Consider the following 12,556-nt stretch of genomic DNA (forward strand, 5'->3'; position numbering starts at 1 on the left):
GTAAACTATGTCTTTTGGACAAACCGTGATTTGTCCTTACAAACCACTACATCCACAAGAGGGAATTCTCTCCCACACTCAAACCTTCCTACTTTTTCGGCGAACATCCCGCCATTGTAGTAATTTTTACCGCTTCTGTTGGAGGTAAATTTTTGTTTCTTTCCACCAAACTTTCAATCATATTTTGGGTGGTTGTGGTGTAGATTTCCGCAATCTTCGAACCTTCCTGTAATGCAGCCGGTCTTCCAACATCACCCGCTTCGCGAATACTTTGGATTAATGGAATTTCGCCCAAAACAGGAATTCCTAAATCTTCCGCCAAAAACTGTGCTCCCTGATTTCCAAAAATATAATATTTATTTTCAGGCAATTCTGCAGGGGTAAAATACGACATATTTTCAATTAAACCCAGAACCGGAACATTGATGCTTTCCATGGTAAACATTGCGATTCCCTTTCTCACATCAGCTAAAGCGATATGTTGTGGCGTTGAAACAATTACGGCTCCCGTTACCGGAACTTCCTGAATAATTGACAAATGAATATCGCCTGTTCCCGGAGGAAGGTCGATTAAAAGAAAATCCAGTTCTCCCCACGCTGCGTCGCGAATCATTTGGTTTAGAGCTTTTGAAGCCATTGGTCCACGCCAAACTACGGCTTGATTTGCTCCCGAAAAATATCCGATGGAAAGCATTTTTACCCCATAATTTTCGATGGGTTTCATCAAGTTTCTTCCGTCAACTTCTACAGAAATTGGTTTTGCCCCCACTGTATCAAACATGGTTGGAACTGAAGGTCCATAAATATCGGCATCTAAAATCCCGACTTTGAAACCCATTTTTGCTAAAGTTACCGCAAGATTTGCTGCAACGGTAGATTTTCCGACACCGCCTTTTCCTGAAGCGATGGCGATGATATTTTGAATTCCTGGAATTTGTTTTCCTTTGATTTGACTTTGCCGAATTTCAGAAGGTTCCGGAGAAGCGATTTTCAACTTTAAAACCACATCATCCCCAAACTGCGATGCAAATGCCTGTTTCATTGCCGCTTCCAACTTTTTCTTTTCGTGCATTGCAGGTGAATGTGCCGTCATATCGATATACACATCATTTCCCATCACCTGAAAATTGTGCACCAAATCATCCACTTCGATCTCTTTCAGGAAGTCCTGAACTTTTGCTTTCGTCAACATAATTATCTTCTAAAAATTGATTGACAAATTTAGGCAATTTTTTCTTATTTAGAATGAATAAAATCTATTGATAAACTTCAGGTCTAACAATAACAAAGATTTTGTAAAAGTAGCGACGGTAGAAAATACTGTAGACCCAAAAAATACGGAACCCACGATTCGCGATTTCAGTGCAGAAATTCTTCCGACTGAAGCGAGATTTGTAAAAGTGGTTGCCAAAAATTTCGGCAAACTTCCGGAATGGCATCAAGGTTTTGGCGGGGATGCATTTATTTTCGTGGATGAGATTATGGTGAAATAACGCTGTTCTTATTTTAAGTATTTCTCTAAAGGATGTTTCTGGTTTTTCAATTCATTCACAAAAATCTTTGAAATTTCCGTTGCTCCCAAAACTGAAAGATGGGTGTCGTCTACTTTTCCTTCAGGGAAAAATGCATTTTCCCCCGGTTTGAAATGAAGATGAAGTTTTTTGGATTCTTCTACTCCATAACTGTTTTCCAAATTTTCAGTGAGATACTGCATATCGAAAAATGGAACTTTCATTTCCTGCGCAACCAATCGTGCAATGAGTGTGTAATTTCCGTGTGAATCGAGCAAAACGCCTTCCTTGTTGAATTTTCTGCGGGCAATTGATGAAAATAAAATAGGAATCGCTCCTTTTGCTCTTGCTTCTTCGATGTAACGAATTAAATTGTATCGATAAGAAGTTTGTGGATTGGTGTAACGAGTCGGATCGGTATCTTTCGCATCGTTGTGACCGAACTGAATGAAAAGATAATCGCCTTTTTTTAAAGATTCTAAAACCGGTTTCCAATGACCGAGCTCGCGGAAGCTTTTGGTACTTCTTCCGTTGACGGCGTGATTGAAAATTTGGACGTTATCATTAAAAAACGATGGTAGAACCTGAACCCACCCTCTTTCAGGGTTTTTGTCGGGATCTGGTTTTATCGCCATTGTGGAATCGCCGATGGTGTGAATGGTAATTTTTTTGGAGTGATTTGTTGTGGCGCAACTCATCAATAATAATGTAGAGAGCAAAATTAACTTATAGATTTTCATACCAATTTCGTTTAAAATCATCTTTTAAAACATTTTCTTTCGTGTAATTTCTAGCCTGCCTTTTTGAAAGCTGTTTCGACCAACTTACGCGATTTTTGACCTCCGAACTTTTTCCCGAGTTATTATACTCTGCAAAAAAAGCCGTACTTTCTGCTTCGGTTTTATTCCAGTTGTCCCAACGTTTCTCGGTGATATGATTTCCAAAATTGCTGTTCATAAAAACAGATTTCGCATAAATTCGCCAAGGTCTTCCAAGAAAAACTTGCGAAATATTTTCATCCGCTGTTAATTTACATTGATTAAAAACAAAACCGAATTCAGCGTTTTGAGGTGTCGAAGGTGCGGTGATGAATGAATTCTTCTTGCTGTGAATTTCGCAGTTTTCAAAATAAGCCGTCGCACTTCCGAAAATAAAATCGGTTGTTCCTTCGATGTAGGAATTTTTGATGTAAATCTTTCCTTCATTGTCAAGATAAAGGGTGTCCTGATTTCCCAAAATTTGGCAACTCATCACCGCAACTCGGTTTGAAACAATGCTCAAAGCAATCGCCTGTCCAACTTCGCCTGCCGAATTTTCAATCGTGAGATTTTCAAGAACGGTGTCATTTGCTTCCACTAAAAAAGTTGGCGTAAAAAAAGTGCTGTTTCTTGCTCGGTCGATTTTTGCAAAATAATCATTGAATCGAATCACGGTTTTCTCGCGGTCTTCGCCAAGAATTTTAATGTTGGTATTCCATTGATGCAGTACTACTTTTTCATTGTAAATTCCGTTTTTAACGAAAATTGTAATTCTTTCATACGGAAAAGATCTGCATTGATCAATCGCGTCTTGAATATTGCTAAAATCGCCGCTTCCATCTTTTGAAACGGTGTAGAAATTTTTGTCTTCCACCGTTTTTACATTTTTTTTCTTCCAAGATTCGTATTTTTTCAAAACTTCTTCAGGTTCGTCGGTGAACCAAGCGTAGCCGTTTCTTCTTTCTGCACCAATTTCTTCGTACGTTTTTTTACGAATTCCATCTCTGTCACTAAAAAAAGGCTCGTTGGTTTCCAAATCGCTGAATCTTGCCCAAATTGGTTCTGCATTTTTATCTGCAATTAAATGCTTGTCGTTTTCGATTCGTACTTCCTTAAAACCCGTAATTTTTGTTTCCTGAAACCAATGAACCGCGTGTTCTACAGCGTTGATAATTTCTTTTGAAGGATTTTTCAACGACATTAATAATAAGGTAAGTTTTGCCGATTCTTTTCCGCTTAATGAAGGTAATTCATACGCTCTTGCTTTCGCAGGAAAAAGCGAAAATTCATCGTGTTGAGCGCACCAAACGGTGAGTTTTCCGTTCTGTTTGTATTGGGTTTTTAGAATAACATCAATTCCTTTATCAAAAGAATTCTTTATTTTTCCTAAAGTTTCTGATGGAATTTTGATTGGATATTTTTCGCCTTCATTAATCATCTCCTGAAAAAGAAATAAAACATTCGCCATCGCATTATCGTTGAAAGTAATGTGCGAACTGTAATTTTTTTGCAAAGGAAAAAACTGTGGCCAACCTCCATTTTCGTACTGTGCAGTGAAAAGATATTCAATTCCTTTAAGAAAAGCTGCCCGATATTTTTCATCGGGTTGAAACCGGTAAACATTTGCAAGAAATTTCATTTCCTGACTTGTCGCATTATTGTCTATCGTGGTACCCGAAAAATCATTTTTAGAATCGAGAAGTTTCTTTTTTTCTGTTGATGAAAGTTCCCTATTAATAGACTTGTTTTTTTCCCAACCACCATTATTTTTTTGGTAAAGAATTACATTTTCTGCGATTCTTTTTGCTTCCGCAGATTTCAGAAAGTTTTCATCTTTAGATAAAGCAATTCTGTTCCAATTTTTGTCAATAAGTTGACCGCTTGCAAATTGAAATGCAAAAATTAGAAAGAGAAAAATTAGGCGGATTTTCATAAAATTTTATCGGTCAAGTTGAAGCGCGGCAAGAATAAAAGGTCCCGTCGCTTTTGGGTCGTTGTCTTTCTTTTTTTCGTTTACATAATACTCGAAAGAACCGTCTCTGAAGGGTTTTCCGCCCAATCCTGCAACCGCGCAAACGTTGGTTAAAGTGACGTAACCTTCAGGAGAAACCTTCACCAAATCATTCAGCAAACCGTCAAAAGCTTTATTGGCAATATTCTTAAATTCTTTTGGAAGATATCCTTTGTTCGCTCCTTTTGCAAAAGCGTACGCAAACATCGCGGAACCTGATGCTTCTAAATAATTTCCGTCGCGGTTTCCTTGATCCGTCACTTGATACCAAAGTCCTGATTTGTCCTGATATTTTGCGATGGCAGAACTTGTGGAATTCAAATATTGAATCAGTTCGGCTCTTTTAGGATGATTTTTCGGGAAATAATCGAGGACATCCACCAAAGCCATCACATACCAACCGAGCGAACGTGACCAAAAGTTCGGGGAAACTCCCGTTTCTTTGTTTGCCCAACCCATTTCACGACTTTCGTCCCAACCGTGATAAAGCAATCCTGTTTTTTTGTCGAGCAAATGTTTCTGAATCAGTTCAAATTGCAGAGCCACATCGTCTAACTTATTTCCGTTTTCAAAAGTCGTGTTGTAACGTGCATAGAACGGCGAACCCATATAAAGTCCATCCAACCACATTTGGTTTGGATAGATTTTTTTGTGCCAAAAACCACCTTCAGAAGTTCGTGGCTGCTTTTCGAGTTGCAGACGAAGCGTTTTCAGTGCAGTCAAATATTTTTCATCCTTGGTTTTTTCGTACAAATCAAAAAGATGATGACCTGCGATAATCATATCGATGTTGTAGTTTTCGAATTTGTAAGAAGGAATTTTTCCGTCTTTATCGATGGTTGCATCGGCGTAACCTTTTACGTAATCAATATATTTTTGATTTCCTGTTTTAGCGTACAGTTCCTCAAAAGCGATCATATTCAGACCATGAACATAATCCCATTTCGGAGCTGTTTTGTCATCGAGCATATACGCTTCGGGATATTTTTTCAGTAAAGTTAAAGCCATTCTTTCCGACCATTTTTTGGTGGCAGGAATTTCGGAATAGCTTTCAGATTTTGTAACCGTTTTACAACTAGTCACCAAGAAAATCGCCAAAATTAAAAGAATGAACTGATGAATTGTTTTCAACATACTATTTATTTTAACTGATTGGTTTTGTTTAAGATAGAAAGATTGTCATCCAAATATTTCAGGAATTCTTTTTCGGATTTAATTCCGTTCGGTTCTTTTTCCCAAGCTCCTAAAAAGTAGAACGTAACTTTATCCGTTGTTGGTTTAAACTGAATCAAATAATCGTCTTTTCCTTTAAATATTTTTTCAGAATCTGAAATTCTGTAAAAAACTGCCATTCCCAAATTATCGTCAAAAAGCGTCTGTTTACCATAAGTTGCGATGTAACCCCAATTTTGATTTGGAACCGTTCTTTGGATTAAAGGCAATTTGTAAAGGTTTACAATTCCTGTAACAATTCCGTTGAGCGCAACGCTGCTTTTGATGGTGTGTCGCGTGTATCTTTGGTCGGGAAAAATGGTTAGTTCCGAAGACAAATCCGTGGTTTGACCGTTGGTTTTCCAACCTTCATAATTTACAAAAACTTTGGAATCTGATTTGGAATTTTCTACCGTTGCAGTGGTGTTTTTAACTTCATTAAAATGCAAAACTTCATCATTTACAACTCTTCCGATCGAGCCAATTCCCAAACCTTTCCCCACTTTTAGGATATCTCCGCCCCAATCGCTCATTTCGTGGTAGGAATCAAAACCGTCTAAACCAACGTTTGGAAGCACGATGTTTTCCGTTTTCTTTCCAAAAATATCGATGGCGTTTCTCCAATCCAAATAAAGTCGGTAACCGATTTTGCTGCTTTCCCAACCCGGACCTTCGTAACGGATGTCGAAAGAATGATCGGTGTGAAGTGGATTCAACGTGTGAGATTGAAAATTTTTCCAAGTTCCGCCTGAATGTTTTCTGCCATTCCAAGTTCCGCCTTCTTTTACAGAAATTTCTGCATAGGTTTTTCCGTTTTTACTTGAGAGTGATGGCGTTTTTGTTGCACCACAACTTAACAAAAGTGAAATTGTTGCAGCTGCGAAAAGTGATTTTGCTATTTTCATTAGGTATACTTTTGACTTGAAATTTACTTAAACTGTTGATTTAGAAAATCCACAACATATTTCACGGTTGGCTCGAACCAAGGTTCAAACATCCAAAAAGTATGCGGTGAATTTTCTATTGTTTCTATTTTTGAATAGATATTATACTGATCTAAAATTTTGATCATATCGTCTATTCCCGCGTGAAACCTATCAAACTGACTGTTGATGAACAAAATGGGGTTTGAATTTTTATTGACGTGCGTTAAAGGTGAAGCGTCTTCCCAAATTTTTGGCTTCTCATCAAAAGTTCCACCCAACCATTTCGCAGCAACTTCACCTTCTTTCGATTGCGGATGATGAAAAGCGAGAACTCCGTCAATATTGATAACTGCATCTACCAAATTTGGATATTTTGCACCAATCAAAGCTGCCATTTGTCCGCCTGAAGAAGTTCCCAAAATCGCGATTTTATTTTTACCGAAATTAAATTTCTCTGCATTTTTCTTTAAAAATTTAATTGCTTTTTTTACATCGTTGATTGCTGCAGGATATTTTGCTTCATCTGATAATCTGTACTCTATCGCGAAACATTGATACCCATTTTCAGCAATTTTCTGTGCCAAAGTTTTCATCATTCTTTTGTCGCCCGATTTCCAACCGCCACCGTGAATGAGGATTACTGCAGGTTTCTTTTCTTCAGATTTATAGAGATAAGCATCTAAAAGTAAGGTACGATTCCCAATTTTGTGATATACAATATTGTATTCTTCTTTTACGGAATTTGAAATTTCAGGTTTTACTACTTTTATAAATGGAAATTTCTTTACGACTTTCTGAAATTCAGAATGGTCGGTAAACGTTGTATCCTTCTGAATCTGAGCGAAATTCAGCTGAAAAAAAATCAAAAAAGAAGACAACATTACAAATCTCATTTCACTTCTAATCGGTAACAATAATTAGGTAAAAATTTTAGCAATCGATTACACAAATCTACAACTTTTTAATAAATGATCATTATATTTTTACCTGTAAGTCATAATTTTAACATTAAATTATTGTTTGATTCTTGTGAATTTCAGTTAAAATTCTACTAAAATCATTAAAAAATAATCTTTGTAATTCAATGTTTAAAAGACATTCAAACAGATTTTGAAAATAAAATAAGATTTTTCTTGCTCACATTAATTTTTAATATAAATTTGTGTAATCCATTACATAAACTTTAATATTCGTAAAATCATTTACCTAATGAACAAACTTCTATTATTTACAACATGGATGTTTGCAACGGTTTTGCTTCACGCACAGTCGCCAAACATCACACAGCAATCAGGCTCCTTGGAAAGCGCCTATGTAAAATGGGATCCTGTAAGCGGAGCCGAAAGTTACAATGTCTATTATTCCGGAGGAGGAATTACGGACAAAAAAATTGACACCCAATTAATCCGCAGCTACGGAAATTATTTCCGTGCAGATGTTTTGGGACTTGCAGCAGGAACTTATACCATGAAGGTCGTTCCTGTAGTCGGTGGAGTTGAAGGAACTGCTTCAACTTCAAGCGCAGTTACCGTTTTGGCGCATGACAGAACAGGTTTTGCTCATCAAGGCGGAAGAATTCCCGGTGCTTATAATATGGACGGAACTTTGAAAGCAAATGCGGTGGTTCTTTACATTACCCAAAATACAAAAAACACGGTTTCATTGAACGTTACAGGCGCAACTACAAATCCATGCGTTGGCTTGCAAACTATTCTTGACGGATTCAAAAAAGGAAAAGACAGCCGACCTTTAGCGGTGAGATTTATTGGAAACATTACCGATTTAAGTTACATGTTGAACGGCGACATTGTGATCGAAAACAATAATTTGGCGACAAGTTCAATCACATTCGAAGGAATTGGGGACGACGCTTATGCGAACGGATGGGGAATTAGAATTAAAAATGCATCAAACGTGGAAGTTAGAAACCTTGGTTTTATGCTGACTGATGCTGCAGAAGGCGACAATATTGGTTTACAACAAGGAAATGACCATATTTGGGTTCACAATAACGACATGTTTTACGGTGCTGCAGGTGGAGATGCAGATCAGGTAAAAGGTGACGGTGCACTCGACGTAAAAAAATCCACATACGTGACGCTTTCTTACAACCATTTTTGGGACAGTGGAAAAGCAAATCTTTTAGGTTTAAGCGAAGGAACTGCAGCGGGACTTTATGTGACTTATCACCATAATTGGTACGACCATTCAGATTCTAGACATCCCAGAGTAAGATATTATTCTGCACACGTTTACAATAATTATTTTGACGGAAATTCAAAATATGGTTCAGGTTCTACGTTGGGTTCATCCTTATTCTTAGAAGGCAATTATTTCAGAAACTGCAAATATCCGATGTTGATTTCCATGCAGGGAACTGATGTTTTTGGAGGAGCACAGGGAACTTTTTCCGGTGAAGCAGGTGGAATGATCAAGGCATTTAATAATTCCATGAGCGGACAGCAAAGGTTTGTTGCTTATGACGCCTTAAATTATCCAGTAGAATTTGATGCCTACGTTGCTTCTTCTCGCGATGAGGTTGTAAGTAGCGCAATTAAATCAAAATTGGGCGGAAATGTTTATAATAATTTTGATAATGATCCTGCTCTTTATGTGAGTAATCTTGTGGTAGATGATCCTGAAACCGCCAAAACAAAAGTAATGCAATTTGCAGGACGAGTTGATGGCGGAGATTTGAAATGGACTTTCAACAATGCAACTGATGATACTTCTTATGATGTGAATGCAGGTCTGAAAGCTCTTTTAACAGGATATTCAAGTTCAATGGTTTATGTTCAAGGAGAAACTCCGGTTGTAGTGAGCACTCAAACTTTAGCAATCCCATCCAATAACGACCAAACGGTAACTTCAGGAAGTGCAATTGCAAACATGGTATTTACTTGGGGTGGAACTGCAACTGATGCAACAGTAACAGGTTTACCTGCAAATGGAATTACTTTCACCAAAGATGTTGCAGCAAAAACCATCACCGTTTCAGGAACACCATCTGCAGATCTTTCGTTTACGATTACAACGAGCGGAACTTCGGGAACGCCGGTTTCAGGTTCAGGAAATATTACTGTTGGTGCGGTTTCCAACGAGAGCATTTTCATCCACAACTTTACTACCGACGGAAAATTAAGTACTTTCTACTCTATCACCGGAAATATGAATTCAACCGACGGTTCTAACACTTATGACGGTTTAACTTTAACAAAAAGACTGAAAATTGAAAGTACAACCAACATCAGTTATACTACTTCAAAAACTTCTACTTTAACTTTGGTATTTGACCCAACATTCGCAGGGAAAGTAAAAGTGAACGGAACTTCTTACACGGTTCCTGCAGGTGCAAACGGAGTAATTTCTATTCCTAATATTCCGGTTGGTGCAAATGCAATTACAAAAGATGCGGTTGCAAATCTTTATTACATCAAGACGGTTTACGACAATGCTGTTTTAGCGACAGCGGATCCGAAAAAAGCAATAGAATTGGCGGTATATCCGAATCCTGTATCGAACGTTTTAAACATCAAAACTACTGAAGATGTGAAGCAAATTTCAATCTTCAACATGAACGGAGGTTTGGTAAAATCAGTTAACCAAAAAGTCAAATCAATTAATCTGACTCATTTGAGCAGCGGAATTTATATGGTGAAAATTACCACAACAAATGGAAACACTACCAAGAAAATCATCAAGAAATAGGTTATTCTGATCCTGTTTTAAGATGAAACCTTCCTCGATATTGGGGAAGGTTTTTCTTTTGTGTTTGAGCATAAAACTTATATGTCCGTATTTGAAAGCAAATTTTTAAGTTAAAAAATTTTTGATACGTCATTAGAAAAATTAATAATTGCCTTGAATAAAACTTCTCTGCACATCAACTACGTGCCGATCCTACAGAGCTCGAAGTCACCTTAACTGCTATTCTAAAAACTTTCGGCTTCTACGAAGCCGTTCCCCCGAATAAAATTTTAGTTAAATCTATAACTAAATTTTAAGTGGCATAATTTAAAAGCACACATTATCCCAATTTTAAGTATCTTATGGTAATAATTTTCACAGATAATAATATACTTCCTACTTAAATACGCGTTTTCTCAAATGAAAACCTGTTAAAAACTCAAATAAAAAAAGCAACATTCCGAAAAATGTTGCTTTCATTAACAAAAAAAAGTAATCCAAAAATTATTTTATTAAAACTTTCTGTGACTTTACTCCTTTATCGGTTTGGACGTTTACGATATAGAGTCCAGTTTTTAGCCCGAAATTAACGTCAGATTTGGTTTCTAAAGTTTTCACCAACGCTCCGTTTGCAGTGTACACATTTACTTTGGTATTTCCTGAAAGGTTTGCGATATGCAAGTCGCTTCCGTTTGTAAAAATATTTGCCGACACCTTTACAGATGAGTCAATAGCTGAAAGTTGGTTAGAATTTAACGTAGTAACTACATTCGCACCTGAAACTTCCATTTTGTAGAAATTAATTGCTGCATCGGTATAAACGTAAAATGTTCCCGCAGTTGGAATAGTTGCCGTAAGAATTGCTGTATCTGCTGGAGAAGCAGCTGGACTTGTAGCGGCAGATCCGTAAAGAGTCGCATATCCGTTGCTTACAAAGGTAGTTCTTACAGCACCTGTACTTCCCGCCTTATACCATGCTTTAAAAGTTACCGGTCCCGAAACTTCGATGAAAAAATATCTTTGAGTTGGGTGATAAGTTCCAGTAGAAACAGCTCCTCCTCCATTAGTTTGCAATCTGTTTCCGGTCGCTACATAACCATCAGAAAATGAAACCTGCGACGAATTTGTAATCGCTGCAAAATTTGTATTGGTTGAGATTGGGAAAAGACCAAGTCCGTCCTTTACCATTGGTGTATTACCAATTCCTGCGTTTATTGGCCAATTGGCTGTATCATTACTAAAATCCCAAGTCTTACTTTGGGCGTTTAACGAAAATGCGCTGAACAAAAAAGATGCTGCAGCAAAAAGTATTGATTTTTTCATAATAACTGATTTTTTAAGTTTCTGATTTTTTGTTTGTTAAATTAATTACAATCGATTACACAAATTTACATTTTTTTTTGAATTCAACACAAATTTTAACATTTTTAAATCAATAAGTGTGGTTTATAAAAATAAAAAGCGGTCTTTTCCGACCGCTTTTAACCAAATAAAATACAAATAATTTTTTTTATAATAAAACAAATTATTTTACAATAACTTTTTGTGAAACAGTTCCTTTAGCTGATTTTACATTCACGATATACATTCCTGGATTCAAGTCGAAGGCAAAATCCGATTTAGAGGAAACCGATTTTACGAGTGCCCCATTCATGGTATAAACAGAAGCAGACGCATCAGATTTCACATTGTTAATGTGGACCAAATTTCCGGATGCAAAAACTTTCATTGAATTTTGATTTGCTGTGTTCACTCCCAAGCTTGATCCCGTGACAGTCATTTTATATAGATTACATGCTGCATCTCCGTAAACATAAAGTCTTTGTGTTCCTGTAGAAGTTTTGCTTCCTGTAAAAATTACTCCGGTTCCAGCGGTATCAGTAGTTGCCTGTCCCAAAATGTTGGTCCCATCCGTAATAAAAACGGTACGGGCCGAACTGTTACTTCCAGATCTAAACCAAATCTTTACATCAGCTGGACCGGCAACATCAAAGTACAGATATCTTTGAGTTGGTGTAGTAGAAAACGACCCTGAAGAGTAACCGGCTCCATTTAGTTGTAATCTATTAGGACCACTATAACCATCAGAAAAAGTATATGCTGTTGCAGTAATTGCACCAAAATTTACAATTGATCCATCTGCTTTACTGAAAAGCCCTAGCTGATCTATAGTCTTGTCTGCAACTCCTGTCCCCGAATTTAGTGGCCAATTTGTTGTATCATTTGCAAAATCCCAAGTTTTTGGTAAAGTAATCTGCGCAGTTAGTGCGGCACTCATTAAACCTGCAGCTAAAAGCAGTAATGTTTTTTTCATAATAAATGATTTTAAGTTGTTAATTTTAAATACAATTTTTAATTGCAATCGATTACACAAATTTAGTAATTATTTTAAAACAAACAATTTTTATATATTTTTTATGTTTATTTTTTATAAAATAAAATTACTTCAAA

At 36.9% G+C, this 12,556-nt stretch carries 10 protein-coding genes; 2 read left to right on the forward strand and 8 right to left on the reverse strand.

Going from position 1 to position 12,556, the window contains the following annotated elements; translation table 11 throughout:
* Nucleotides 1–88 precede the first annotated feature (88 nt).
* Nucleotides 89–1,192, reverse strand: coding sequence for an Mrp/NBP35 family ATP-binding protein (locus J4771_RS07080; protein WP_224134285.1), 1,104 nt, complete (start codon nucleotides 1,190–1,192; stop codon nucleotides 89–91).
* A gap of 67 nt (nucleotides 1,193–1,259) precedes the next feature.
* Here J4771_RS07080 and J4771_RS07085 point away from each other — a divergent pair, with 67 nt between their 5' ends.
* Entirely contained in the window at nucleotides 1,260–1,493 is a 234-nt protein-coding gene (locus J4771_RS07085) for a discoidin domain-containing protein (protein ID WP_224134286.1), read from the forward strand.
* A gap of 8 nt (nucleotides 1,494–1,501) precedes the next feature.
* On the opposite strand, the gene J4771_RS07090 is transcribed toward J4771_RS07085, so the two are convergent.
* From J4771_RS07090 to J4771_RS07110, 5 genes are read right to left on the reverse strand one after another with little or no spacing between them, the layout of a single operon-like run.
* Nucleotides 1,502–2,251 carry a rhamnogalacturonan acetylesterase gene (locus J4771_RS07090; protein WP_224134287.1) on the reverse strand — a complete coding sequence of 250 codons (750 nt, stop codon included), beginning with the start codon at nucleotides 2,249–2,251 and terminating at the stop codon, nucleotides 1,502–1,504.
* Nucleotides 2,238–4,202 (reverse strand): pectate lyase, encoded by a 1,965-nt coding sequence (pelA, locus tag J4771_RS07095; protein WP_224134288.1) that lies wholly within the window; start codon nucleotides 4,200–4,202, stop codon nucleotides 2,238–2,240. Before pelA ends, J4771_RS07090 begins: the two co-directional genes overlap by 14 nt.
* Nucleotides 4,203–4,208: 6 nt before the next feature.
* A complete protein-coding gene (locus J4771_RS07100) occupies nucleotides 4,209–5,414 on the reverse strand; it encodes a glycoside hydrolase family 88/105 protein (protein WP_224134289.1) in 1,206 nt (401 codons plus the stop codon).
* A gap of 5 nt (nucleotides 5,415–5,419) precedes the next feature.
* A complete protein-coding gene (locus tag J4771_RS07105; protein WP_224134290.1) occupies nucleotides 5,420–6,397 on the reverse strand; it encodes a DUF4861 family protein in 978 nt (325 codons plus the stop codon).
* 23 nt (nucleotides 6,398–6,420) lie between these two features.
* Complete coding sequence (locus J4771_RS07110) at nucleotides 6,421–7,299, reverse strand: alpha/beta hydrolase (protein ID WP_224134291.1); 879 nt, start codon at nucleotides 7,297–7,299, stop codon at nucleotides 6,421–6,423.
* Nucleotides 7,300–7,627: 328 nt separating this feature from the next.
* Here J4771_RS07110 and J4771_RS07115 point away from each other — a divergent pair, with 328 nt between their 5' ends.
* On the forward strand, nucleotides 7,628–10,126 hold the full coding sequence (locus tag J4771_RS07115; protein WP_224134292.1) for a pectate lyase family protein: 2,499 nt from the start codon (nucleotides 7,628–7,630) through the stop codon (nucleotides 10,124–10,126).
* Between the two features lie 483 nt (nucleotides 10,127–10,609).
* Here J4771_RS07115 and J4771_RS07120 read toward each other — a convergent pair whose 3' ends face one another.
* Together J4771_RS07120 and J4771_RS07125 are read right to left on the reverse strand one after the other, a co-directional pair.
* Nucleotides 10,610–11,428: a T9SS type A sorting domain-containing protein gene (locus J4771_RS07120; protein ID WP_224134293.1), complete on the reverse strand. Its 819-nt coding sequence runs from the start codon at nucleotides 11,426–11,428 to the stop codon at nucleotides 10,610–10,612.
* 202 nt (nucleotides 11,429–11,630) lie between these two features.
* Nucleotides 11,631–12,419 (reverse strand): T9SS type A sorting domain-containing protein, encoded by a 789-nt coding sequence (locus tag J4771_RS07125; protein ID WP_224134294.1) that lies wholly within the window; start codon nucleotides 12,417–12,419, stop codon nucleotides 11,631–11,633.
* Nucleotides 12,420–12,556: the final 137 nt, after the last annotated feature.

Source organism: Candidatus Kaistella beijingensis (assembly GCF_020084865.1).
GTDB classification, from domain to species: domain Bacteria; phylum Bacteroidota; class Bacteroidia; order Flavobacteriales; family Weeksellaceae; genus Kaistella; species Kaistella beijingensis.